Here is a 24,669-nt window from a genome sequence, read left to right as displayed (position 1 = left end):
GACCGCCCCCAATCCATCCCCAAAGCTATGAACAATGGATTTCATCGTCAAACATGAAGGCTTGTTCAATCACCTCCGTACTGTTATTTCACTCGAATACAAAAATGGAAGTATTCATGAAAGGCAGACAGAATGACAGTAATTCTACTAATATTCTCCGCGGTAACATTTTCCGGTATGCAGCCCGGAGAACCATGGCCACCCCAAGCCGATTCTGCAATGGTAATGGCTCTGGACACACTGAACCTTTCCAGGGAACAGCTGGATTTTGACAGACACTGGGCAACCGGTGTTCACCTTGCGGACTCAACAGTAATAAGGGCCATCCAGCATGTTGAGGCCATTCCGGTTATTCTGGAAGAACAGCTGAATACGCTAATAGATTACAGTCTTCTGGAATCGGATGAGACCGGTCGGAAAGGACTTACCGTTATCCTCGGTCTGCTTCAGGAAGCAGATTCGGCCATTCTGGCGGAAATGGACAGCCTGGGACAGGAAGCAATGGATTCTCTGATGGCTGTAATCCCGGCTGTCTGGCTGAACGAGAACGATCCGCTTGATTGGGATTCTACTGTCGAGAGCTGGAACATGGAATCGTTTCCCGACGAAGAAATTGAAATGGATACGCTTGCCGCCCTTTTTGAAAAGTGCGATTTTGAAGTTGAAATTTCACTTGAGGAACTCGTAATTGCCGCAAAAGGTCTTCAAAATGTCCAATGGCCCGAAGAACTGTCAGTAACGCTCCCGGGTGTTTATGGAACTACGGCTTCGTTCTGTTTTGAAGGCCCTGTCAGATGGGTTGTAGGAGGAGAAGGGGATAATATTTACACCGAGGATTGCCCCTTTGAGCTGATAATAGATACCGGCGGAAACGATTTGTACGGAGAAGGCATAGGGGGAGCAGTGGGTCCTGCCGGAAAAAGAGTATCCATGGTAATAGATCTGAATGGAGACGATACCTATTCGAGCTCCACTCCAGTAAGCCAGGGGTGTGGGCTCATGGGGCTGGGGGGTGTGATTGACCTTGCTGGTAATGACATCTACAGGGCAGAGGATTTTTCACAGGGAGCGGGATTGATGGGATTCGGATTCCTTATTGATCTTCAGGGAGATGACTTTTACAGGGGAGGCACCTTCAGTCAGGGAGCGGGCTGCCTGGGCAAAGGGATTATTTTCGATGGCGCCGGAGATGATTTTAGACAGGTTGATATGTTCGGCCAGGGTTTCGGAGGCCCCTCCGGTATGGGAATACTGGTTGATATGGAAGGCAATGACTGTTCGCTGGCGGGGTTCAGATACTCCCATGAACCCCTGCTTCCCGATGACAATCAGGCTATGTCGCAGGGCTTTGGAATGGGGTTGAGGCCCCTGATAGCGGGAGGGATAGGGCTTATGGTTGATTACGGAGAAGGCAACGATACGTACAGGGTAGAAGTGTTCGGGCAGGGATGCTCCTACTTCTACAGCCTTGGAATGCTCTACGATGAATCCGGTCAGGATACGTACCAGGCGGCCCAGTACAGCCAGGGATCCGGAATCCATCTTGCCTCCGGGTGTCTGTGGGACGGAGATGGAGACGACAGCTATTTCTCGCGAAACGGACCTGCCCAGGGAAGCGCTCACGATCTTTCAACCGGGTTTCTTCTTGATGGCGGAGGGAACGACTGGTACTGCTCCGATGGAGGACAATCCCTCTCTCTGACCAATTCAGCGTCCATCTTCATCGATATCGAAGGGAACGATACTTACTGCGCGCGGGGGGGAGGGCAGGGCGAAGCCCGTTGGGCAAGAGGTTCGTCCGGCTCGGGAGTATTTATCGACCTGGCTGACAGTGATAACTATTCAGGATACGGTTCCGACTCAACCCGCTGGCTTGGCAGGGAATACGGAGTTGGCATTGACCTTCCCAACGTTACACCCGGAGGGCTGAACCCACAGGATCCCATCGGCGAACCTGAATCACTTGATCTTGATTCACTGTTTTCCATTGCGTCGGAATGGGGAGTGGGGCCGAACAATGACAGGGTCAACGCCCACAGGGAAGAACTAGCTTCGCGTGGAGAGGAAGCTGTAAGATATCTGATAGATAATCATATGGGAACACTGAGCGGGCTCGAAAGCCGGGCCATTGAAAAAACATTCAAGGAAAATATCGACATCTCCCTGGAACTTATGCTGGATTTGCTGGTTACAATTGACAGCATCCCGGCAAGAAACGGAGGTAACCTTGTCTACTTCCTTGGAAAAATCGAGGACGAAAGGGCGAGAATTCCGCTTGAACAGATACTTGCCTGTCCGGGAGACAGCATGAGAACAGGCCTGACAACAGGAATTATCAAGGCGCTGGGAATGATAGGAAACCCGGAATCCCTGCCCGTCATCGTACCGCTGGCGGAGGATTCCACGAGCAGGATTAGGCGGGAGGTTGCTGTTTCGATTGGAAAGATATGCGATGCCGGAGGAGTTGAAATCCTTGAAAAACTTGTTCTTGACGGTAGCCTTGATGTAAGATCAGCGGCCGAACATGCTCTTGAACTGATACACGAAAAGCTCTCATCGGAAGAAGAGCAACAGACAAGCGATCGGGGTATTTGACACGTTGCGTTTGCAGATTTATCTTGCTACCGTGTGGAGTGAACGAATTTGATACAAACTTAACAGAAAGGAAATCCATGAAAAAGCTTGGACTTATGATCCTTGTAGCTGGAATCGTACTTATGGCCGGCTGCGCGGGAGACGATCCCGCCGGGCCTTCAGGAACACTTGCGAATGTAACGGGATTGACGATAGGAACAACTTCCGCTGGAAGAGATGTTGTTCTTTCCTGGAACGCGGTTGACGATGTTGATGGTTATAAGGTCTACTTCCGCGCTACGACAACCGCCAGCTGGACAGAAGAGGGAAGCGTAACAGCAACCACATATACCCACACAGCCTCTTCTGCAGGATACTACGCAGTGAAGGCGTACAAGGGAGACAACTACTCGGCAGATAACTCAAATATTGAAAATACATTACCTACCGATGTCTCAACAACCTACACCATCTACGATAACTACAGCGTTGAAACGCAGCCCAGCGGTTTCATCTTCGGTACAAGTTCCGGTCAGGCAGGTTCGGCCTCCAGCGCTTCATTCGTTCAGGACATCTACGCCTACGATGAGGATGCACCTACTCTCGGTGACGACACAGTAAGGCTTTACTCGGGCAGACTGTCCCCCTTCGGCAACGGAAACTACACTTACATGGCAGAGCCTGATAACGCCGGTTACTGTGAACTCTACGGTACCGGAACATGGTACGATAACTACGGTCTCTATGGCGGTGATGTAAGGGTTTTCCTCTATCTGGAGAACGGGCATTATGTGAAGATGTACGATATAGTTATTACCCCAGATCCTGCCACTGCAAACGGCACAATGGTAAGCTTCAGCTACGAGATCCAGACAGATGGACTTACTCTCTTCACAAGCAACTAGAAGAGGTTTCGAAGAACAATACGGGGGGAGCTTAATGCTCCCCTCTTTTCAATATGGAGGATGGAATATGTACCGTTCATTTATTGGTTCACCGGTACTCATTTTGCTGGTTTGCATGTTCGGCGGAACCGGAGTAATGGTAAAGTCATTATCAGCGGCTCTGCCGGAAAATCTTGACGATATTCTTGAGGAAATCAATAATCAGTACGATGGACACTGGGGAATCGGAGTGATGGAACTGAACACGGAGGAATCGGAGACTGTGGACGGAAATCGACAATTCCAGATTGAATCACCTCTCCTTCCCATGACTTCATATGGTATAGAGATGTCCAATAATGGAGTACTGTCCCTGGACTCTCTCATAGCAAGAAACGAACAGCTCTGGGAGAAACTTCACTGGTCCCAGCAGGGAGGACGCGGTACCTGCCAGGCGGTGCTGTACGTCATGGGTAAGCAGAGGATTAATGATTGGATCGAACAGAAAGATTTTTCGGGCACTGTTGTAAATGGTGTACAGCTCTTCTTCCCAGATTGCCCGCAGGTTGATCCGAACTATATCACAGCAATTGACGGACTTGGATTTTTAAAGATCATCTACGATAACCTTGAAAAACCTTATGTAGCAAATCTTGGAACAAATCCGCCTTTGTCCGATCACATCAGGGAGACCCTGGGACTGTGGAATAACATTTACGGTTGGATCGACGATACAGAGGATTGGCGACATCTGTTCATTATCGTAGACAGACCATTGGATTCCGACCTCGGTATCGTTGTTCTGGCCGAAGGGATCGAAGACCCTCAGGATGTGGACAGTGTGTTCAGAATAATCTATGAGGCTCTAACGGATTGATCCTTAAGTCTGATAGATGAAGTTAAGCTCTATCCCGTTGAGAAAGGGTAAGCATGAAAACGACTGTTTTATCATGTATCATCTTTTTACTGGTATCCTGCAGCAATCCGTGGGGACCAAATCTTTCGATAACTGTTACTCATCCACCTGCCGGGGGAGTGCAGGCGGACGAAAGCTATATCATAGAATGGACGCTCGACGCGCCGGACTATTCGAATACAGGAGTACTGCTGTTCGTGGATACCGATCTGAACCCGGAAACAGGCCTCATTCAGATATCCGATTCTCTTTCCATCCAGTCATCAGGTTACCTGTGGGATTGTTCTCTGTTTCCCGAGGATGAATACTATGTCAGGGCACTTGTGTACGAAGGAAGCAATCATGAGAGTGATTACAGCGAAGGAACAATCACAGTTGCACATAATCAACAGTTGTGAATATGAAAACTGAGAAATTGAAGCCCTTTAAAAATGTGAAACCCGTTATTGCTTGTTCAGTGATATTTACACTGTTCAGTACGACAGTTTCAGCATCGGTCCCGTCTTTTTTCCGGAACCTGGAAAGTTTTCTGGAAGGGAATTCTGAAGACGACACTTTTCTGGTGATTGATTCTATTCCGGTTCTGGAGGAATTACCCGGAATAAGGTTCAGCACAGAGGTTGTTGATCTTTCTTCCGGGAATCCTGTTATTCTGTCCGGCAATGGTGTGTTTCCAATTGGTGTTCCTGAAGTATTTTATCTCGCATGTGCGGTAGATATGATGCTGGAAGACAACCTTGCGTCAGGAACGCTGCCGGAGATCGAAACAGTATCATTATGGCTTGCCGAAGCCGGTATGGATGATACGCACTTATTCGAAACTGGAAATGTTGGTTCTCCGGAAGCCATACCTTCAAGCACAGCGGAAAATGTTGCCAGGGCGCTGCGGATCGTTCATTCGGGAATGGATATACCCGGAGTCGTTGAAATAATCGCAAATCCCGATATGGGCGAAGGACAGGCATCGTTCATTGAAGAAAGCTGCGATCTGTACGGGTGGGTCGATTCCGGGGCGAATCATAAAACATTTGTCCTGATAGCCGTATTACCGGATGGAAGAGAACTCGGATTTATTCTTCTAAGTGATGATCTCTGCTGTGAGGAAAAAGGTGATCTCGCAATGAGGTTGCTCTGGCAGACCGCTCAGCAGTATTGATTGACAGACCTTGCCAGTTGCGCTGTAAAGTGTTAAACTTATTCTAAGTTATATATTGAAAGGACGGAATAGGCTGTCCTTAATACGAGGAGGAGAGCAATGAGAAGGGTCTTTCTACTGATATGCGTTCTTGCCTTTGCCGGCACGGCCTTTGCCGGATTCTCAATCGGTTTCAAGCAGACATTTGTTCCAACATCCGTAGGCTCAAGTGGATCTGTCAGTACAGAAGATATGTATCTACTCCGTATCGGCGCCATGGCTTCCCCCGATTTTCGTATTGAGGGATACCTGGGATACATGAAGAGTTCTTTCGAACTGGATCCCGCCGTAGCAGCCTCGAAATATGATGGTTCCTCAATGATGTTCGGAGCCGGCGGGTACTACGTAATCGAAGCTCCTGCCAACACCAGTTTCAGCTTCGGAGCCCAGTTCCTTTACGGAAAATCTTCATACGAAGTGGGCGGAGTTGACGGACCCGAGACAACCTGCTGGAGTCTCGATCCTCTCATGAGGATAGATTTCGCAATTCCAGGCGCGGAACGCCTCGCGTTCTTCACAGAGTACGGAATCCGATACGGAAAAGCTACCACAACGGTTGTAGAAGAATCAGTCAGCGTCGACTACAAGTGGTCAGGGTGGCAGACATATGCGCCTACAAATATTCTGGCAGGCGCTTACTTCGTATTTTAGAGAATAGATGGTCAACAGGGGGCATGCTTTTTTGCGTGCCCCTTTTGTTTTCGTTCACTATTTCGATGTATATTCCCTCCAATATAGTCTGATTTCCAATAGTATTGAAACAATTATCGAAAGAGGTGCTTCATGGCTGTGAATTTCAGGGGGCGGAGTCTGCTTACATTGCTGGATCTTTCAATGGACGATATCAGGTACCTTCTTGACGTATCTCACCTGCTCAAGGCTGAAAGAACCGCCTTTCAGATAAACCAGAGGTTCACGGGGAAAACACTTGCCATGCTTTTCGAGAAGAGGTCAACAAGAACGCGGTGTGCTTTTGAAACGGCATTCGGGGAAGAGGGAGGTCATCCGGTATTTCTTTCAGAATCCGACATTCAGCTTGGAGCGAAAGAAAGTATAGAGGATACGGCCAGGGTTCTCGGGAGAATGTTCGACGCGATCATGTTCAGAGGATTCAGTCAGAAGACCGTGGAAACTCTCGCGGAGTTTTCCGGAGTTCCCGTTTACAACGGTCTTACGGACATGTTCCACCCCACACAGGTTCTTGCCGATCTGATGACCATGGAAGAGAACTTCGGACATCTGGCAGGATTGAATTTCGTATTTACCGGTGACGGCAGGAACAATATGGCAAACAGCCTTATGGTGGGCTGCGCTACAATGGGAATTAATTGTACAATCCTTGCGCCGGATTCACTTTACCCCGAGTCAGAGCTTGTTGATACGGTTAAGCAAATTGCTTATGATTCCGGTTCGACTATTACAATAACATCCTCTCCGGAAGAAGCGGTACCGGGAGCTGATGTTGTGTACACTGATGTATGGATATCCATGGGTGAAGAGGATAAGTCGAAGGAAAGAGTAGCGCTTCTTGCCCCGTATAGAGTAAACAGAGAATTAATGGAAATGGCAGACAATCCCGAAGTTATCTTTATGCACTGCCTTCCCGCCGTAAGGGGGAACGAAGTTACCGCTGATGTTATAGAAGGCCCTTCATCGGTGGTATGGGACGAAGCCGAGAACAGAAAGCATACCATCAAGGCTTTGATGGTATCGAGCCTGCTTTAGCTGAGGGAAAATCTAGAATAGAGATCGTTTTGCCATCAGTATTACGCAATGCGAACAGATGAAAAGTGATAAAATTTCTGAAAAGGTTGTATAATGGTTATTCTGCTTCTTATGATGATTTACAATGGTGTATCAGAGGAGTTTCTTCCAACGCAGCCCATGATCGAGGAGATAGACCCCGCCGAGTATGTGGTTGGACCGGGTGATATTCTCTGGTTCTCTTTACAGGGCGGGATTCCGCCGGAACTGTCAGGAAGCGAAGCGGGATCCATTATTTACATAACGGTTACACCCGATGGTTATGCGGTAATACCCTCCGCCGGCGCCTGGCCCGTTGCGGGGCTCAGTCTCTACGAGGCTGCAAATCTGATCGAAGCCGGCTTCACCTCCAAATATCCCGGACTCCGGGGAATGGGAGGGCTTGCGGCAATCAGGATGTTCAGGGTGCCCATTACAGGCCAGGTGGTTTCCCAGGGCATGTACAATGTCAATGGAGCAAGCAGATTGACAGATCTGTTGAACAAAGCCGGAGGAATCGCGCCGGCAGGAAGCTGGACCGCTATTCAGATAGTCAGCTCGGATGGTGACACTACAGAAGTTGATATTACCGAGTTTCTATTGAACGGTTGTATGCAGTCTAATCCTGTGCTCTCATTGGGGGACAGAGTTCACGTGCCTCAGGCTGAGGAATTCATTTCAATAGAGGGAGCAGTGAATCTATCCGGTTCTTTTTCCACAGAATTTCACGGGGCAGCAGATCAGGCGGTATGGTCGGGAAGTTCAAGAGGCATGATTGAATACATTCCGGGCGAAACCGTAAGCTGTTTCGTAAAGAGAATTGGAGGGACAAGAACATGGGCTGCGAGGGACAGCTGTTACATCCTGAGAGTTCTCGCAAATGGTGAAGAGGAAAGAATCAGAGCGCCTCTTGATATACCATCAATTGATCCTGAGCTTCTTCCGGGAGATATTGTGGTTTGCCCCGGAATACCACCCGTAGTTGCAGTAACGGGGTTCGTTTATTCTCCTGGAGTGTATCCGCATATAGCGGGAATGGGAGCGTTTTACTACATCTCTCAGGCAGGCGGTTTCCTTCGAGAAGCATCCGGATCCGGAACCAGAGTTGTGCTTGCAGACGGAAGGGAAGAACTCACAGAAGACGTCTCAGCGATTCCACCAGGATCCGTTATCTCGGTTCCCAGAAAAGTTATTGTGGGCTGGCAGGATCCTTTGCTGATCTTTACAAGTATTGCGTCGATAATTATCGCATGGAAGAGTCTGGACTGATATGAGTAAAGAAAAACGTCCCCTCTGGTATCTATTTCTCCTGCTTAAGAACAGATGGTTTCTTGTAAAGGCTCTTCTTATCATCATGATTCCTACGGTTATCATTACTTTCATGCTGAAAAAGAAATACACCGTAACTACATTGATAATGCCTCCCGAAGAACAGTCTATTCCTTCGCTGTCGATTGCCGGTATGGGGGCTTCCGAGTTTGCCGGTTATTTCAGTGGAGGAATGGGATTCTCTTTACCACTTATGACCACGATGTCGGATGTTTTTGATGAAATACTGAAAAGCAGATCCCTTGCGGAACATGTGATTTTGTCAACTTCTTTTATCGATTCTACAGATCTCAGGAGCGTATACGATCAGGATGAGCAGATTGGGCTGTACTGGGCAAGAATGAAGTTCGATGAAAATTTCTCTGCGAGTATCACTCCTTCAGGATTTCTGCAGATAGAATTTACTTCTGGAAATCCATGGTACTCCGTTGAAGTCTCCGAATCCATAGTTGCCACCCTTGACAGTATTAACACTGAAATCAACGTAAGCAGACTTGTACAGTCAAGGGTTTTCCTGGAACTACAGAACGAGATGGCTGAAAATATGCTTGTAAATGCGAACGTTGCCATGGAGAGCTTTGAAGCCGAGTATGACCTTGTGGCTCCCGAACAGGAAATGACAGAGTTTATCGAACATCTTGCTTCACTGAAAACTGAATACTCTACACTTGCAATAGAGATATCAGCCCTTCGGCAGGGAATATCAGGTACTTCAAACGCTGTAATTCTGTTTAAGGAAAGGAAAGCCGCTGAACTGCTGGATGTGATAGACATGCTTGAATTGGGCGTAGCAACTCCTGGATACGAAGATGTTATGCCAGCGATATCCCTCGAGAATTTTTCTGACATCAGTTTTGAATACGCTGTTCTCAGTGCGGATTACGAAATGGCCCTGAAACTTGCGAATACAGTGAAGATGAGTCTGCAGCAGGCAATTGTGGCTGAAGAGCGGGAGCAACCATCGGTGAGGGTACTGGATCCACCGAGACACCCCGGATGGAAAAGCAAACCCAAAAGGATACTTATTTTACTGGAGGTATTCCTGCTGGCGTTCATTTCTCTGTTCGGGTTCCTGGTAGCCAGAGAAAATATCCGTGATGTCATCGAGAAAAAGCCCGATCAGTGGGAACCCTGGAGGAAGCTGTTTAAAGAAATCAGAAGGGATTTCTCCTTCAGAAAGAAATAGCTCAGGATTCTATTCATTCATGAATTCAGTGTACATCCTGTAGCGCATTTTCGATATGGATCCATCTTCAACTTTTGACTTCACAGCACAGCCGGGTTCGGAAAGGTGCAGGCAGTCGCGAAATCTGCAGTTACCGATACAATCCGCGAATTCCGGAAAACAGAACTGCAGTTCCTGCCGGGGAAGATGATCGATGGAGAACATCCTCAATCCCGGAGTATCGATAAGGCCGGTATTCTTTTCAAGTGGTATGAACATGGCCGCAACAGTAGTATGCCTTCCCTTGCGGGTCTTAGGGTTAAGGCTTCCTATCTTCACGTTAAGAGTTGGATTGAAGTGTTTCGCCAGGGAAGATTTTCCCGCTCCGGACGGTCCTGTCATTACAACGGTTAATCCTCTGATGTGTTCAAGCAGTTCATCTGTACCAAGACCGGTTTTACAGCTGACCATGAATACAGGATAACCTGCCCCCTCGCGGCCGTACGTCGAAAGAATTCTGTTTTCCAGCCTTTCATCCCGTCTGCCGCAGAGATCCATTTTATTGAGCACCACCGTGGCCCTCAGTTCCCTCCAACTGGCAGCGACCAGGGCTCTGTTTAAGAAACCGTCACTGAAGTCAGGCATTTTGATGGACATGATTACAAGGACCATTTCCACATTGGCTGCGATTATCTGTGTGGAAGCACCCATAGGAGATGTACGCTGAAGGATGCCTGATCTGGGGAGAATTCTTTCTACAACAGGAATATCATCTGTTGTAACCGCGACAGCATTATCACCCGCGACCGGCTGCGTTTGATGATAAACCCTTCCTGCTACTCTGGCGCTGGTCTCCAGGCCGTTCTCATCGATAATAGTGACACCTCTCCTCCCTACGGAGGATATCCTACATGGGAATTTCCTGGAATTCAGAAAGGAACTTCCGTTGAGTCGGGGATGGAGAATCTTATGATACGTTCACCTTCGCGGCCCCAGCCAAGGATTTCCCGCACCATTCTTTCCAGATAAAGAGAATCACTCATGAGTTGCTCTATTTCCGATTCAAGAGAATCTATCTCTGCCCGAAGGCTGTCGATTGATCGCGAAATCCTGTCAACATCACCCTTCAGTCCCGCAAGGGCAATGAATCCGTGTCTGTTGAACACTAGAATAGCAACAACGATAACAAGGACGGAAACAAGTATTACGTAGAACAATCTCCAGCTGCCGCTGTCCCGTCGGTTCAAATCAATCTCTGTTGCTGTTCTCGAATATTTGTGGTCCCCTGAAGATCGCCTGAGAGCCGAGTTCTTCCTCTATACGCAACAGTTGATTGTACTTGGCAACTCTGTCAGTTCTGCTGGCGGAACCGGTTTTCAGAAGGTCGGTATTCATTGCTACGGTGAAATCACTGATATAAGTATCCTCTGTTTCTCCGCTCCTGTGGCTTACAACCGCCTTCCAGCCGTTCATATGCGCAAGATTCACAGTGTTCATTGTTTCCGTAACTGTTCCGATCTGATTGAGCTTGATGAGAATAGAGTTTGCCGATTCGGCTCTGATAGCTCGGGCCAGTCTGTGTTCATTTGTCACCAGTAAATCGTCACCGATAATAAGAATCCTGTTGCCAAGAAGACTGGTCATCCGTGCCCAGCCTTCCCAGTCGTCTTCAGCCAGACCGTCTTCGATACTTACTATTGGGAATTCGGAAATAAGTTCAGCCCAGTATTCTACCATTTGATCTGACGTAAGGCCTTCCGGGTCACATCCATGCATGAAATACCGGGCGTCTCTGTAAAATTCGCTTGCTGCCGGATCAAGGGCGATAAAAATGTTTTCACCTGCATTGTATCCTGCGTCGGCAATGCTTTCGACGATAAGTTCAAGAGCGGCACTGTTTGAAGGAAGATCAGGAGCCAGACCTCCCTCATCACCTACAGCGGTTGAAAGCCCCATGGACGAAGCTCTGCTTTTCAGGGCATGGAACACCTCTGTACCCGCCTGTAGGGCCCTGCTGAAAGTACTAAATCCTGCGGGAACTATCATGAATTCCTGTAGATCTATAGGATTTGACGCATGCTTTCCTCCGTTGAGAATGTTCATGAAAGGTACTGGAAGATGTCTTGCCCCCGGTCCGCCCAGATACCTGTAGAGAGGAAGCCCGACATGGCTTGCAGCCGCTCTTGATACAGCCATTGAAACTGCCAGCGTCGCATTCGCTCCAAGCCTGTTCTTGTTGGGAGTTCCATCCAGCCGGATCATTGTTTCATCAATTAAGGCCTGATCCAATGCCGAAAGACCGTATATCTCCGGAGCAATAATTTTTTCAATGTTCTCAACAGCCTTGAGTACACTTTTTCCACCGAAAGAATCTCCGGCGTCTCTGAGTTCAACAGCCTCATGTTCTCCCGTTGAAGCTCCGCTGGGAACCGCAGCTCTTCCCCAGCCACCACCCAGGAGAAAGACTTCGGCCTCAACAGTGGGATTTCCCCTTGAATCAAGGATTTGACGGGCATGAACATCAATTATATCTGACATATGCTTCCCTTTCTCATTTTTGGTTTTCAGATGCAAATATACATCCTGTCGATCTGTTTGCGTATATAAAGGAAAAACGGAAACTCTACCCGATGAATTCTACGAAAATGTAACCTGATTTGATCCCTTCGAAAGGTAGTCGGCTACAATACTTTCAGGTGTCATCGTTTTCAGAACTGAAAGGAATTCCTCAGCTATTTCCGGATCGAACTGCGTTCCGGCGTTTTGCTCTATTTCTTTGATGGCATAGTCAATTCCGGGGGACTTGCGATACACCCTGTCTGATGTCATGGCGTCAAAACAGTCCGCAACAGCCAGTATTCTGGCATGAAAAGGTATTTCCTGACCGGAGAGACCAGCGGGATATCCCTTTCCGTCGTACCTCTCGTGATGATATCTTACGGCGTTTATAAAGCTACCGAATGCCGTAACAGGCCGTAGAATATTGTAACCGACTTCAGGATGGGTTTTAATAACGTTGTATTCTTCCTCTGTAAGAGAACTCTCTTTATTCAGTATTATTTCAGGGATTCCAATTTTGCCTATATCATGAAGCAGAGCAGCGTTATTCAGAAGAGAGAGTTCTCTTGAGGGGAGCTTCAAATGGGAGGCTATTCTGGTAACGTATGCGGCAACATTTCTGGAGTGGTTATGGGTATAAGGGTCTTTTGCGTCTACTGCGCTGGCCAGGGCTGAGATAGCCTGGATGTAGTTTCTCTCGCTGGTTTCAAACAGGTAGGCATTGCTTAAAGCCGCAGCTGCATGTCTTATCAGTATAGGAATATATGACGGTGTTCCGGTCGAAACCTTTTCCTTGGACCAACTTGCGAGTACTATCATTCCCCTGAACGAACCAAATTCTCCAAGATCGAGGGTTTCAACTGAAGGAGCTACATGCCAGTCGGCGATTCTTGGACTTGCAAATGAATCTCTGACACCGCTATCAAGGAAGAGCTGGACATCCCAGCTGTTTTGAGTCTTTTCAAGGATAGATCGAAAATTCGTGTCCAGTATTTGTTCAGGGATATCAGATCTCATAAGCATGTAACTGAGGGGGATCATATCCTTCCCGCTGAGGAAAACACCGAAAAGATCAAAGGGAACCATGGTTTTTAAGCCGTGGTTTATGGAAGAAATAACCTGACTGGTATCAAGTGAGGATGAAAAGTCTCCCGCAAGGACATTAACCTTCTCAAGATTGTCTGCCTGTTCTCTAAGGTTGGAAGCCATTCTGTAATTCATAAGCTGGTTGCCTGCCTGGGCGGAGAACAGTCCCATCAGCTTAAGATCTCTGGTTGAGAAAGATGTGGGAATACTCGATCTGGCAACCATGCATATTCCCAGGTTGCCCTCCGGGCTGGGGATTTCAACAGCCATTACGGAAAGCACATCAGCATTTCCAGGAAGATCGTGTTGGGAATCCTCTCCCGCCAGAAATCCCCCCTTCTCGCTGAGGGCTGCTTTACTTATTGATTCCCATGTTTCCTCATCAAGAAGCTCTTCCTTTCCGCATCCAGCTTTTCTGAAAAGAGAAAGCCCTCCTGGCTCCTCTGATAAATAAATCCTTACGGAGTCTCCCCTGAAAGTTTGTTTCAGACTGTTAGCAAGAGAATCAAGATAAGCCTGAAGAGTCTGTTTTGAGATATTGATATTCACTGTCAGGTCATAAAGGTCTTTCAGTTCAGGTGAAGGAAGAACCGAAAGATGTTTTCTTCGAACCTCAAGGGCTCTTTCAACTGTCTGGTTCAGTTCCACCATTTTGAAGGGTTTTGTGACAAAATCAAAAGCGCCTCTTTGAATGGCATCCTTTGCTATATCGATAGATCCGTGCCCTGTGATAAGAATAACAAAAGTATCAGGATATTCGTTCTTTACTTTTGACGCGAGTTCAAGACCACCGATATCAGGCATCATTACATCACTGAGTATCAGGCTGAAAGAAGTATTCCTGAGGATTTCCAGGGCCTTTGCTCCGTTTTCGGCCTCGACGACGAAATAATCCTGAAGCTCAAGGACTTCCCTGCAAAAAGTTCTTACCCTTTGATCATCATCCACTACCAGGATTCTTGCCTTATTACTCATTCAGTTCCTGCCTGTATCTTCCGAAATTCCCAGACTGCTTATCCTGGCAAGAAGAGTAGTTCTCTTGAGGCCAAGAAATTTGGCTGCGCGGGTTCTGTTCCCTTTATTCCGGTTCAACGCACTAATGATATAGTGCTTTTCTATATTCTCCAACAGGGAATCAAGCCGGATCCCGTTACGGGATGAATGAATCTCTGGTGGATTGTCATAGGATGGCAGTATTCTCACGGGAAGATCCTCCGGATTTATTACATTGTTCTCGCACAAAACCACTGCTCGTTCTATCGTGTTCTCCAGCTCCCTTACGTTTCCGGGCCAGTGATACGAAAGTAAAATTGAAACCGTATTTGGACTCAGAACGGGAGAAGTCATTTTCTCAGGACCCGTCAGCCTTGAAAGGAAGTGTTCCGCAAGGGGAAGTATATCATCAGTTCTCTGTCTGAGCGGAGGTATGTGAATCTCTATAACGTTAAGTCTGTAATAAAGGTCTTCCCTGAACTCGTTTTTGCTCATCGCCTCCTCAAGGTTCATATTCGTTGCCGTTAAAAGCCGTACATCTGTCGTAAGAACCTCGGAACTCCCGATTGGTGAAAACTCACCGCCCTGCAGAACCCTTAGAAGCTTGACCTGCATCGCCGGACACATGTTTCCGACTTCATCGAGGAAAAGAGTTCCTCTGTCGGCAACATGAAAACGTCCGTGGGTTGTGGCGATTGCGCCTGTGAAAGCTCCCTTGACATGGCCGAACAGCTCGCTTTCCAGTAGCCCTTCGGGAAGGGCTCCTGAATTGACCGATACGAATGGCTGGGTAGATCTCAAAGAATTACTGTGAATTGCCCGTGCGATAAGTTCCTTGCCGGTTCCGCTTTCTCCGGTTATAAGAATAGTGCTGTCCGTCTTCGCAACCTTGGTTACAAGATCCATCACCTGTTCCATTAAACTACTTACGTAGACTATCTTTAAGATCTTTTTGCCCTTGGTCCGGCTGAAGGATGTGCAAAGAGCCTTGCTGACAGCGGACAGTACGGTGCTGGTTGTGAATGGCTTGGGTATGTAATCTACAGCGCCCTCTCTGAGAGCCCTTTTGGTGGTTTCAATGGAGGCGAAACCGGTAATTATTATAACCGGCATAAAAGGGTATTTCTTGACAACTATTTCAAGAATTTCCAGCCCGGATACATCGGGGAGCCTTATGTCAGTAATAAGGAGATCGTAGCTTCCCTTTTTTCTGAGCCTGCTCAGACCCTCTTTTCCGCACCTGGCTGTGTCGCAGATGTATCCGGAAATTTCAAGCGTATCTTTAAGAAGAGTAGTGATAATCTCTTCGTCATCGATTACCAGTATTCTGTTTTTCTTCGTATTATTGTCATTCATAATACGGGTATGGTAACACAATTTTGATGGATGTCAATATTTTGACGAAAAAGGAAAAACTTCTATTGAAATGCCTGATAGCGATAACATCTCTTATAATGGCTTTCTATGTAATATCCTGTGGAGGAAAGCCGGAAGAGGGTGAAATAGTCATTTGGGCGAATGACATCGTTCCTGCTGATTCACATGCCGAAAAAGACACACTTTCACTTATTCCGTTAACTGTGGATACTACAGTTATAGATACTTTGGATACTACGTTACCCTCTATGGATTCGCTGACCGTACTCCCGGATTCCCTTGCCGCTGACAGCTCGTTAGTGATAGAGTCCGATCCGGCTGAATGTCCCTTTGAGAGGGTAAATATTGAGATAAACGGATCCATATATATCAGTCTGAACAACACGGTTGAGAATTCTGATGTCCTCGGGGCGCATATAGTCAGGTGTATGTGGTGGAATACCAACCCATGGAGAGGTATGAACGCTGGAGATTCTCTCCTGGTTCTTATCGGAGAAACAGGGAGGGAAAACCAGGTTGTCGCCCTGAGCTATATTCCCAGGGAAGGAACGACAAACAGGCCTTTTTCGGTCTACAGTTTCAGAATGACAGGGGACAATTATCCTTCTCACTACTACTCCGACGGAACTGAAGTAATGAAGCTGCTTAATTATATGCCAATAACGACCTTTGAAGAAATGACAGGACCATATGGAGAACCAAGGGGTAACCACAGCCATTCCGGTGTAGATTATAAAGCACCTGAAGGGACTCCCGTCCGCACCTGCAGAGGAGGTTCTGTAATAAGGGTGAACTGGAATCATGATTACAACGGCAATTGCATAGAGGTTGGAATCGGTGGCGGATACAGCGAAATATTCCTTCATCTGCAGGGAATCGCTGAGGGAATCCGTGTGGGAATGGTATTGGAAAAGGGTAGGATAGTCGGTTATGTGGGTAATACCGGAATCACATCAACCGCGTCTCACCTTCACTACCAGATAAATGATGAGAATGGAAACCCAATAGACCCTTACCTGTTCTTCAGTTCCCACAGACGAAGCTTGCCCGCGGGGGATATGGTGGAATTCCGTTGTTTCAGTGAAAACTGTGACCGATGGTTCAGAACGGAGTTAGAGTAGTAAAAGAACGGCGGATTCAGTTTAATCCGATAGGAATATATTACAGTCTCCCGTATACACACCGGTACGCAGTCGGATATATATTAGTCTTGATTATTTTACCAGTGAACACTTGATTAACCAGGCTGGAGAAGAATGGCAGTAATTCTTGGCATTAACTGTTACAAACATGACGCGGCGGCAGCACTCCTTGTAGATGGGAAACTGGCGGCGGCAGCCGATGAGGAAAGATTCCGGAGGATAAAGCATTATCCCGGATACCCTGAGAAGGCTATCGAGTTCGTCATGAAAGAAGCTTCCGTCAAGCCGGAGCATATTGATCATATTGCTTTCTACATGCTTCCCGCTCTTGTTATGAGGGAGAACATCTCCTACAGCAGGCATTATCTGTTCAAACAGGGAGGAATTTATTTCCTTCTCTCTCAACTGAACGGTGCCCGCAGGATGAGAAATATTGGACAAACTGTCCGTTTGCACCTCGGAGAAAACCTTTCGGCACCTGTCAATTTTATCGAGCATCACAGGGCACACGCTGATGCAGCTGTCTTCTGCTCGGGGTTCGACAACACGGCAGTACTTACAATGGATGGCGTAGGGGAGAGGGATACGAGTCTTTCAGCCAGTTACAGAAATGGCAGCCTGGAAATACACTCATCATCAAGGTTTCCAAACTCCCCGGGAATTTACTACAGTGCCGTAACCAAGCACCTTGGTTTCACTCCTGACAATGATGAATACAAGGTAATGGGGTTGTCCAGCTACGGAGATCCCGAGTTTCTTGATCTCTTCCGGAACATTATAAGCAGTGCCCATGGCAGAATAAAGGTTGATACACGCATGCTTAATATTCATATGGGCGTGCATGAGTCGGGCTTTTCTCCGAATGTTCTGAGAAGAATAGGTCCCCCCAGAAAGCCCGGAGCTGAAATAACCGATGTGCATAAAAACATTGCCTGTTCTGCCCAGAGGGCGCTTGAGGAAACAGGGCTTGCCCTGGCTCGTTATCTTAAGGAAACTTCGGGAATGGAAAGGCTGGTTATTTCGGGCGGAGTCGGGCTTAACTGCGTAATGAACGGTCTGATTGAAAAGGAAACCGGCTTCAGCGAAGTCTACCCCCTTCCTGTATCCCACGATGCGGGAACATCGATTGGAGCAGCCCTGCAGGTTCACAGAAAGTTCTACCCCGGAATTTCGCTGGTCAGTCCGAAGAACATGTATCAGGGTCCTTCCTATACGGAGGAAGAAATACTGGACACGCTGAAAATGGCCGGACTTTCGAGGGAGAAACCTGACAGACTCGCTGATAGAACAGCTGAACTGATAGAGCAGGGCAAAATTGTGGCGCTTTTCAACGGCAGAATGGAGTTCGGGCCAAGGGCTCTTGGGAACAGGTCAATCCTCGCCGATCCCAGAAGGAATGATATGAAGGATATCGTGAACAATGTAGTGAAACACAGAGAACCATTCAGACCCTTCTGCCCCAGTTGCCTTGAGGAACATGCCGGGGAGTATTTTGAAGGCTGCGGCGCAGCTCCCTACATGATAAAGACATATCCCGTAGTTACCGAAAAAAGGAAGGAGATCCCGGCCGTTACCCATGTCGATGGAACGGCACGTGTCCAGACTGTTTCCCGAGAAACGAATCCGTTCTATTATGATGTAATTGATTCGTTCTACAAAAGGACGGGAGTACCGGTGGTTCTTAATACATCGTTCAATATTATGGGAGAGCCTATTGTTACAACACCGGTTGACGCTATAAGGTGCTTTTACGGAACAGGTATCGATTTTCTGGTTATGCCCCCGTTTATTCTTACCAAAGAACCTGTTGGGAAGTGAGTGATCAGTGATTACCGCTCTTGGAAGAGGAACCGTTCTTATAGCCGATGAGAATCTGGAAAGGGCTATGCTGCTTAAGAATAGAATCTCCGCCATGGGGTACGGCGCCAGTATTCAGTCAAGTGCCAGGAAGACTCTGCGAAAGGTGCGATCGAGGTCTGTAAATGCTGTCATTATTTCCGCGAATATAGGGGACATGCATGTTTCCGCTTTCCTTGAAACTCTGCGCAAAGCGAACCTTGCAACCGGAATAGTTATCTATGGGAAGAATATAAGCGCGGAGAATGCCGTGAACTGGATGAAGTCCGGCGCAGTGGATATTATTCTGCGTATCGAAGATGAACAGGCTCTGAAGGCAGCTATTCAGAGAGCGTTCTCTTTTTCCATCAGATCGGTCGAAAGCAGATCCTCTTCCGAATCATCCGAAAGTAAAGATATCCCTCAGCTTCTTTACAGGAGCCGCATCATGGGTGACGTTGTAAGAAAGGCCAGAAAGGTTGCTCCGGTAAAGGTTACCGTACTTATAACAGGGGAAAGCGGAACCGGCAAAGATGTTCTGGCGAAACAGATCCATGCTCTCAGCGGAAGAACGGGAGCGTTTATGGCTCTGAACTGTGCAGCGATACCCGAAACTCTTCTGGAAGATGAGCTTTTCGGTCATGAGAGAGGGGCGTATACCGGAGCGGAAAGCGCAAGGGAGGGAAAGTTCGAAGCATCCTCCCACGGGACCCTCCTTCTGGACGAAATAGGAGAGATTCCCCTGGATACACAGGTAAAATTGCTTCGGATACTTGAAGACAATATTGTTACAAGGCTTGGAAGCAATCAGCCCCACCCCGTTGATGTGAGGCTGATAGCGGCGACCAACAGCAACCTTAAATCATCCGTAAAGACAGGTGCATTCAGAGAAGATCTTTATTATCGGCTTAAAGTTGTAGAGATTCATATACCCCCTCTGCGGTCCAGAAAAGGGGATATACCAATGCTTGCCATGTCATTCCTGAGGGAAGCCGCAGAGAAACACAACCTTCCCATGCCTGAAATTACTTCGGAAGCTCTTGAACATCTTGTGGCATTCAGCTGGCCGGGCAATGTACGGCAGCTGAAAAACCTCATGGAAAGTCTTCTTATTATATCCGGCAGCGTGATAGATACAATGGATTTACCCTCGGAAATAGCGGACCTGCCTTCCGGGGAAACGCAGAAGCTTTGTATGGAACTGCCCATTTCTCTTGATGAGCTTGAAAAGCAAGCCATAAAGAAAACTCTTGAAATCACAGGAGGGAACAGAACCAAAGCAGCAGAACTTCTGGAAATAGGGCGCAGAACGCTTCAGCGGAAGCTGAAGGAGATGTAATCAGCCCGCTTATCTGAAATACGTAGTTTGGAGGATTCAATGAAAGTGATAAAAACGGGGTCGATGATTCCCGATAAATACAAATGGGGGTTAATCGCCTTTGTTGTGTTTCTCTGGTTCGTTCTTGGGGGGCCCTTCTACATAGTTGATCCTGAGGAGGAAGGGGTGGTTCTCACGTTTGGAAGGTACACCTCCACCACTGAGCCTGGATTCCATTTCAAATGGCCCTGGCCGGTACAGACGGTGTTCAAACCGGCGGTGAACGTTGTTCAAAGGATAGAAATCGGCTTCAGAACCATTTCGGACAACCCGCCATCCTACATCAGCTTCACGAACGACAGGGAAATGCTGGGTGAGGCGGAGATGCTCACCGGAGACGAAAATATCATAGATTGCGCAATAATAGTTCAATACAGGATCAAAGACGCTGTTGATTATCTCTTCAACGTCCGTGACCAGGAGGGGACCCTGAGAGACATAGCGGAATCCACTACAAGACTTATTGTAGGAGACAATGCCATTGATGCCGTGCTCACTACAGGAAAACTGGATATCCAGAACCGTGTCATGGAGATGACGCAGCTGATATCCGATGAGTACGGACTGGGAGTGAACATCATAGCTGTTCAGCTCATGGATGTTCAGCCGCCGCAGCCGGTTTCCGCGGCTTTCAAGGACGTTGCTACAGCCAGGGAGGATATGCAGGCCTACATTAACGAAGCGGAGAGTTACAGAAACCAGCGGATTCCGCAGGCCCTAGCGGATTCTGTGGAAATGGTGAACGAGGCCATGGGTTACAGCGCGGGCAGGGTCAACAACGCTATCGGAGAAGCGTTCAGATTCACCGCGGTTGCTGAGGAATACAGGAAAAGCCCCGCTGTTACCGCCACCAGGCTTCACCTCGAAACTCTTACAGCTCTGCTCGATACTGTTCCGGTAACCGTGGTTGACGAAGCGGCAGGTGCCCTGACTCACTACAACCTTGTTGGAGGTGACAAATGAGACGCTTGAAACATCTGCTTTACGGCATAGCCGCGCTCTTCATCCTTATGGTAGTACTGGGAGCCTTCTTCACCGTATCCGAAACGGAACAGGCTGTTATACTTCAGCTGGGAAACCCCGTCCGCGTTATTGTAGGCAACAGAACGTCCGAAGAGATAGCCGAACTCCAGGAATGGATCGACGAAAATGCTCCGGGAGTGGCTCTGAGCCAGGGAGCCGGGCTTTACTTGAAAATACCTTTCCTTCAGCAGGTGAAAATATTCGATGACAGAATTCTCGAATACGATGATCCCCCTGCAGATGTTGTAACCAAGGATAAAAAACATCTGAATGTTGATTGTTACGCCAGATGGAGAATACAGAACCCTCTTCTTTTCCTCAGGAGAGTAAGAACCGAAAACGGGGCGCTATCCAGGCTGGATGACTTAATCTATTCGATGATCAGGCAGGAACTTGGAAAAAGTAATCTTATACAGATTGTAAGAAGCACAAACGAGCCCATTGGTCTTGGGGACTATGTAAGGCTCGTTAACAACGTCACCTATTCCGATTCTCTTGAGGATATCGAGATAGATGAAGAGGGGGAGATCCGCGAGACGATAAAACTGGTAAGGATGATTCCTTCCCAGGGGAGAATAGCGATTCTTCGGAGAGTAACGTCAACCTGCAGATCGATGGCTGAAGATTACGGCATTTACATCGTTGATGTCCGAATAAAACGGGCGGACCTTCCCGAAGAGAACCAGGCTGCCGTTTTCACCCGTATGCAGGCCGAGAGGAACAGAATCTCCAACCGGTACAGGGCTGAGGGCAGAAGAATGTCCGATGTCATCATAGCGAACACTGACCTGCAAGTTGATTCCATCAGGGCGGAAGCTAACCGGACAGCGCTCACAATAAGAGGAATCGCCGACAGTACGGCAGCGGCGACCTATGCTGAGGCTTACAACAGCTATCCTGATTTCTACAGTTTCGTCCGATCACTTGAGACGCTTGAAGCTGTCATGGGAAACTCAGGCAGCATAATTGTAGGAACCGATGGTATCTTCGAATACCTGGTTTCAAATCCCGGAGAATTTCTTTAGGGGAGACTCTTTATGGGTGATGTTTTCGACGATGACCGCTACTGTTTCGTATGCGGGGAGAGAAATCCCTTCGGCCTGCAGCTTGAACCGGTTGGGGAAAACGGGAAGGGCATTATTCAATGGATGCCGAAAAAGCGTCACCAGGGATACGCGGGAGTCGTTCACGGGGGGCTGATATCGACACTTCTTGATGAATCGATGGCATACGCCGCCATGAGCGTGGCGGGATTCTGCGCCACAGCGAATATTTCCGTCAGGTTCATGAAACCTGTTCTAATAGAAAGAGCGGTAAGGATTGAGGCGGAAATGATCGAGCATAGAGGGAAAATTATAAAGCTTCAGGCATCCGTGTTTCAGGATGGTGAAGAGAAAGCCCGCGGAAAAGCTACTTTTGTATCTGTACCCGGAGAAAGACAGGATACTTGAAGAAGCCCCGGGTTCTTCTTACCGGGGCCGCAGGTAGACTGGGCTCCGTTATCAATAATGATCTTTCCGGTGTGTGGGATATTCTTCCCTCGACCCGAAGGGGAGAAAAGGGAACAGTGAAGTGCGATATCCTTTCAGAAAAGGATAGAGAAGGCCTTCTGGGAGAAGACTTCGATATGGTTGTGAATACAGCCGCGGTATCTTCTCCCTCCTGCTGTGCGGACCGGCCTGCCGAAAGCTGGATTCTGAACACAGTCTGGCCTCGTTTACTGGCTCAGTACTGCGGATCGAACAACATTCCTTTTGTTCATTTTTCGACGGATCTTGTGTACAGCGGGGGAAATCCACCCTACAGAGAAACCTCTCCCGCAGTTCCGAAGTCGTTCTACGGATGGACCAAGCTTGTTGCCGACATACTGATTCAAAAAGCGTGCCCCGATGCTCTGATAGTAAGAACATCGGTTCTCTGCGGAGAGACTTCTTCGAACAGAACAACATTCTCCCAGGATGTACTTTCGGGCAGGGTTAACACTGTATACGTTGACAGCTGGAGGAACCACACTCCCATTCACTGGCTTGCGGGTATTCTTCCCGAACTGGTCTCAGAAGGGAAATCCGGGCTTGTGATAGCTTCGGGCAAATACTCCCATTCCCGTTCCGCCTATGCGGAAGCTCTTTTAAGGAAACATGGAAAAAGCGAAGAATATCTTATACAGGAATATGCGCCTCCAGGTATTCCCGCAAGGCTCAACCTGATGGGGGAGTACTACACTTCGTCAATTTACTGAAGGAAGAAAGCTGATGAAATATGCAGGCTAAAAGCAAACTGATAGAAAAAGGTATTCAGGCCGGTGAAATAGACATGTACGATGAAGATACCATCTGGTCGCAGAACAGCGGAGATAAGGTGGATATCGCGGAAGAGCTGATGCGGATAATCAGGGAAATCTTCAAATTAACCCCTCTTGACCGCAAACTGAAGGCCCTTTCAATCGGATGCGGTTCGGAGCCGCAGTTTCAGATTCTTGAAGCGGCGTTCAGGGGCGGATTGTACCTTCTTGATATCGACAGCGTACCCCTGTCCGTAATCAACAGGCGGGTTAAGAGCCACTGGATAAGCCATGTAACCACCATACAGGCGGATTACAATAAAGCATTGATTCACGCCGCAGAAGCAAAACGTTTTCTTAAAGAAACTCTGGCTGGCAGCAAACAGGATCTGATAACGCTACATCATTCTCTTTACTACGCAAGCGAATCTGACTGGACCGAGCTGTTCGTCAGTCTCTACGATATCATCCTGGCTGAAAAGGGAGCCATACACGCTGTAATGATGTCTTCCGTTTGCAGGGAAAAGGATTCAACCACATGGCTTTACAACCACTTCGCGGGGAAATTCTTCGGATGCAGAAACGACCAGGACCTTGCCTCATTCGGCAAAGCACTGGGCAGGATGCCAGGATTCGAAAAAGCTGATATCAAGGTCGAGACCCACAGAGTGAAGTTCTTCAGCGATGATTTCGAAAAACTTATGGCGGTGATATGGATGATACTTCTGTATCCGAATGTGCATGATTATTCACATGACCAGAAGGAAGAAATAACCGAATACGTTTACAGCAACTTCTACAAGCCCGAAAAACCTCTTGTTCAGCTGCAGGACCATCTCATTGTAAGTAATTGAAGCTATCCACGGTCATCCTATTTCCGCCCTGTAATCAGAACGGGTTCTACGAATAGTACTTACATGTCTTTTCTTGGTACGTTGTTTTCCGCGTGCTATTTTATACTTCAGAAAATCGTTCTTCGGATGCCTTTCGCATAATTTTTGTAGGGGCGAAGATGAACACTTTATTTTTTCTGCATACCATATACCCGACTACTTCTCGTTCCGGCAAAAATTCTAAATGCTCCGTTATGAAATGTTCTACTATCAGTCCTGAAGATTCTGCGTATACTATTTTGCATGAAGCGCATCAAGCACAGCTTTTGGATTTTTTGATGCAATACGCAACAAT

At 47.8% G+C, this 24,669-nt stretch carries 22 protein-coding genes; 17 read left to right on the top strand and 5 right to left on the bottom strand.

Annotation, left to right across the window (positions count from 1 at the left end; translation table 11 throughout):
• Window positions 1-132: 132 nt before the first annotated feature.
• From K8S15_03435 to K8S15_03395, 9 genes are all read left to right on the top strand, one after another.
• Window positions 133-2,595, top strand: a complete 2,463-nt coding sequence (locus K8S15_03435) for a HEAT repeat domain-containing protein (GenBank protein MCD4775087.1) — start codon at window positions 133-135, stop codon at window positions 2,593-2,595.
• Between the two features lie 77 nt (window positions 2,596-2,672).
• Window positions 2,673-3,479 (top strand): hypothetical protein, encoded by an 807-nt coding sequence (locus K8S15_03430; GenBank protein ID MCD4775086.1) that lies wholly within the window; start codon window positions 2,673-2,675, stop codon window positions 3,477-3,479.
• Window positions 3,480-3,546: 67 nt separating this feature from the next.
• A complete protein-coding gene (locus tag K8S15_03425) occupies window positions 3,547-4,335 on the top strand; it encodes a hypothetical protein (protein MCD4775085.1) in 789 nt (262 codons plus the stop codon).
• A gap of 53 nt (window positions 4,336-4,388) precedes the next feature.
• Window positions 4,389-4,772, top strand: a complete 384-nt coding sequence (locus tag K8S15_03420; GenBank protein ID MCD4775084.1) for a hypothetical protein — start codon at window positions 4,389-4,391, stop codon at window positions 4,770-4,772.
• A 164-nt stretch (window positions 4,773-4,936) separates the two neighbouring features.
• The gene (locus K8S15_03415) at window positions 4,937-5,530 is read left to right on the top strand and encodes a hypothetical protein (protein ID MCD4775083.1); all 594 of its coding nucleotides are present in this window, start codon (window positions 4,937-4,939) and stop codon (window positions 5,528-5,530) included.
• Between the two features lie 99 nt (window positions 5,531-5,629).
• A complete protein-coding gene (locus K8S15_03410; protein MCD4775082.1) occupies window positions 5,630-6,220 on the top strand; it encodes a hypothetical protein in 591 nt (196 codons plus the stop codon).
• Window positions 6,221-6,352: 132 nt separating this feature from the next.
• Window positions 6,353-7,294: an ornithine carbamoyltransferase gene (gene argF, locus K8S15_03405; GenBank protein MCD4775081.1), complete on the top strand. Its 942-nt coding sequence runs from the start codon at window positions 6,353-6,355 to the stop codon at window positions 7,292-7,294.
• Window positions 7,295-7,387: 93 nt separating this feature from the next.
• On the top strand, window positions 7,388-8,581 hold the full coding sequence (locus K8S15_03400) for an SLBB domain-containing protein (GenBank protein ID MCD4775080.1): 1,194 nt from the start codon (window positions 7,388-7,390) through the stop codon (window positions 8,579-8,581).
• A 1-nt stretch (window position 8,582) separates the two neighbouring features.
• Window positions 8,583-9,827 carry a hypothetical protein gene (locus K8S15_03395; protein ID MCD4775079.1) on the top strand — a complete coding sequence of 415 codons (1,245 nt, stop codon included), beginning with the start codon at window positions 8,583-8,585 and terminating at the stop codon, window positions 9,825-9,827.
• Between the two features lie 9 nt (window positions 9,828-9,836).
• Here K8S15_03395 and rsgA read toward each other — a convergent pair whose 3' ends face one another.
• The 5 genes from rsgA to K8S15_03370 all read right to left on the bottom strand — a co-directional run bounded on the left by rsgA (window position 9,837) and on the right by K8S15_03370 (window position 15,800).
• Window positions 9,837-10,772 carry a ribosome small subunit-dependent GTPase A gene (gene rsgA, locus K8S15_03390; GenBank protein ID MCD4775078.1) on the bottom strand — a complete coding sequence of 312 codons (936 nt, stop codon included), beginning with the start codon at window positions 10,770-10,772 and terminating at the stop codon, window positions 9,837-9,839.
• On the bottom strand, window positions 10,736-11,053 hold the full coding sequence (locus K8S15_03385) for a septum formation initiator family protein (GenBank protein ID MCD4775077.1): 318 nt from the start codon (window positions 11,051-11,053) through the stop codon (window positions 10,736-10,738). The genes rsgA and K8S15_03385 overlap by 37 nt, the downstream gene beginning before the upstream one ends.
• 1 nt (window position 11,054) lies before the next feature.
• Window positions 11,055-12,344: a phosphopyruvate hydratase gene (eno, locus tag K8S15_03380; GenBank protein ID MCD4775076.1), complete on the bottom strand. Its 1,290-nt coding sequence runs from the start codon at window positions 12,342-12,344 to the stop codon at window positions 11,055-11,057.
• Between the two features lie 99 nt (window positions 12,345-12,443).
• Entirely contained in the window at window positions 12,444-14,426 is a 1,983-nt protein-coding gene (locus K8S15_03375; protein ID MCD4775075.1) for a response regulator, read from the bottom strand.
• On the bottom strand, window positions 14,427-15,800 hold the full coding sequence (locus tag K8S15_03370) for a sigma-54 dependent transcriptional regulator (protein ID MCD4775074.1): 1,374 nt from the start codon (window positions 15,798-15,800) through the stop codon (window positions 14,427-14,429).
• A gap of 41 nt (window positions 15,801-15,841) precedes the next feature.
• Here K8S15_03370 and K8S15_03365 point away from each other — a divergent pair, with 41 nt between their 5' ends.
• The 8 genes from K8S15_03365 to K8S15_03330 all read left to right on the top strand — a co-directional run bounded on the left by K8S15_03365 (window position 15,842) and on the right by K8S15_03330 (window position 24,335).
• A complete protein-coding gene (locus K8S15_03365) occupies window positions 15,842-16,942 on the top strand; it encodes a M23 family metallopeptidase (GenBank protein ID MCD4775073.1) in 1,101 nt (366 codons plus the stop codon).
• Between the two features lie 135 nt (window positions 16,943-17,077).
• Entirely contained in the window at window positions 17,078-18,781 is a 1,704-nt protein-coding gene (locus tag K8S15_03360; protein ID MCD4775072.1) for a carbamoyltransferase, read from the top strand.
• 7 nt (window positions 18,782-18,788) lie between these two features.
• Window positions 18,789-20,138, top strand: a complete 1,350-nt coding sequence (locus tag K8S15_03355) for a sigma-54 dependent transcriptional regulator (protein ID MCD4775071.1) — start codon at window positions 18,789-18,791, stop codon at window positions 20,136-20,138.
• 39 nt (window positions 20,139-20,177) lie between these two features.
• Window positions 20,178-21,140: an FtsH protease activity modulator HflK gene (gene hflK / locus K8S15_03350; GenBank protein ID MCD4775070.1), complete on the top strand. Its 963-nt coding sequence runs from the start codon at window positions 20,178-20,180 to the stop codon at window positions 21,138-21,140.
• Window positions 21,137-22,225: a protease modulator HflC gene (gene hflC / locus K8S15_03345; GenBank protein MCD4775069.1), complete on the top strand. Its 1,089-nt coding sequence runs from the start codon at window positions 21,137-21,139 to the stop codon at window positions 22,223-22,225. Before hflK ends, hflC begins: the two co-directional genes overlap by 4 nt.
• A gap of 12 nt (window positions 22,226-22,237) precedes the next feature.
• Window positions 22,238-22,651, top strand: coding sequence for a PaaI family thioesterase (locus K8S15_03340; GenBank protein ID MCD4775068.1), 414 nt, complete (start codon window positions 22,238-22,240; stop codon window positions 22,649-22,651).
• Window positions 22,648-23,439 carry a sugar nucleotide-binding protein gene (locus tag K8S15_03335; GenBank protein MCD4775067.1) on the top strand — a complete coding sequence of 264 codons (792 nt, stop codon included), beginning with the start codon at window positions 22,648-22,650 and terminating at the stop codon, window positions 23,437-23,439. Before K8S15_03340 ends, K8S15_03335 begins: the two co-directional genes overlap by 4 nt.
• A gap of 20 nt (window positions 23,440-23,459) precedes the next feature.
• Window positions 23,460-24,335: a class I SAM-dependent methyltransferase gene (locus tag K8S15_03330; protein MCD4775066.1), complete on the top strand. Its 876-nt coding sequence runs from the start codon at window positions 23,460-23,462 to the stop codon at window positions 24,333-24,335.
• Window positions 24,336-24,669: the final 334 nt, after the last annotated feature.

This window comes from Candidatus Aegiribacteria sp. (assembly GCA_021108005.1).
Taxonomy (GTDB): Bacteria; Fermentibacterota; Fermentibacteria; order Fermentibacterales; family JCC-6; genus Aegiribacteria.
This window is presented reverse-complemented; position numbering and strand designations above follow the sequence as displayed.

What these genes read in the sequence shown, in the direction of transcription:
- K8S15_03435 (MCD4775087.1), top strand. Translation starts at nt 133, where the DNA reads ATGACAGTAATTCTACTAATATTCTCCGCGGTAACATTTTCCGGTATG.
- K8S15_03430 (MCD4775086.1), top strand. Translation starts at nt 2,673, where the DNA reads ATGAAAAAGCTTGGACTTATGATCCTTGTAGCTGGAATCGTACTTATG.
- K8S15_03425 (MCD4775085.1), top strand. Translation starts at nt 3,547, where the DNA reads ATGTACCGTTCATTTATTGGTTCACCGGTACTCATTTTGCTGGTTTGC.
- K8S15_03420 (MCD4775084.1), top strand. Translation starts at nt 4,389, where the DNA reads ATGAAAACGACTGTTTTATCATGTATCATCTTTTTACTGGTATCCTGC.
- K8S15_03410 (MCD4775082.1), top strand. Translation starts at nt 5,630, where the DNA reads ATGAGAAGGGTCTTTCTACTGATATGCGTTCTTGCCTTTGCCGGCACG.
- argF (MCD4775081.1), top strand. Translation starts at nt 6,353, where the DNA reads ATGGCTGTGAATTTCAGGGGGCGGAGTCTGCTTACATTGCTGGATCTT.
- K8S15_03400 (MCD4775080.1), top strand. Translation starts at nt 7,388, where the DNA reads ATGGTTATTCTGCTTCTTATGATGATTTACAATGGTGTATCAGAGGAG.
- K8S15_03395 (MCD4775079.1), top strand. Translation starts at nt 8,583, where the DNA reads ATGAGTAAAGAAAAACGTCCCCTCTGGTATCTATTTCTCCTGCTTAAG.
- eno (MCD4775076.1), bottom strand. Translation starts at nt 12,344, where the DNA reads ATGTCAGATATAATTGATGTTCATGCCCGTCAAATCCTTGATTCAAGG.
- K8S15_03375 (MCD4775075.1), bottom strand. Translation starts at nt 14,426, where the DNA reads ATGAGTAATAAGGCAAGAATCCTGGTAGTGGATGATGATCAAAGGGTA.
- K8S15_03370 (MCD4775074.1), bottom strand. Translation starts at nt 15,800, where the DNA reads ATGAATGACAATAATACGAAGAAAAACAGAATACTGGTAATCGATGAC.
- K8S15_03360 (MCD4775072.1), top strand. Translation starts at nt 17,078, where the DNA reads ATGGCAGTAATTCTTGGCATTAACTGTTACAAACATGACGCGGCGGCA.
- hflK (MCD4775070.1), top strand. Translation starts at nt 20,178, where the DNA reads ATGAAAGTGATAAAAACGGGGTCGATGATTCCCGATAAATACAAATGG.
- hflC (MCD4775069.1), top strand. Translation starts at nt 21,137, where the DNA reads ATGAGACGCTTGAAACATCTGCTTTACGGCATAGCCGCGCTCTTCATC.
- K8S15_03340 (MCD4775068.1), top strand. Translation starts at nt 22,238, where the DNA reads ATGGGTGATGTTTTCGACGATGACCGCTACTGTTTCGTATGCGGGGAG.
- K8S15_03330 (MCD4775066.1), top strand. Translation starts at nt 23,460, where the DNA reads ATGCAGGCTAAAAGCAAACTGATAGAAAAAGGTATTCAGGCCGGTGAA.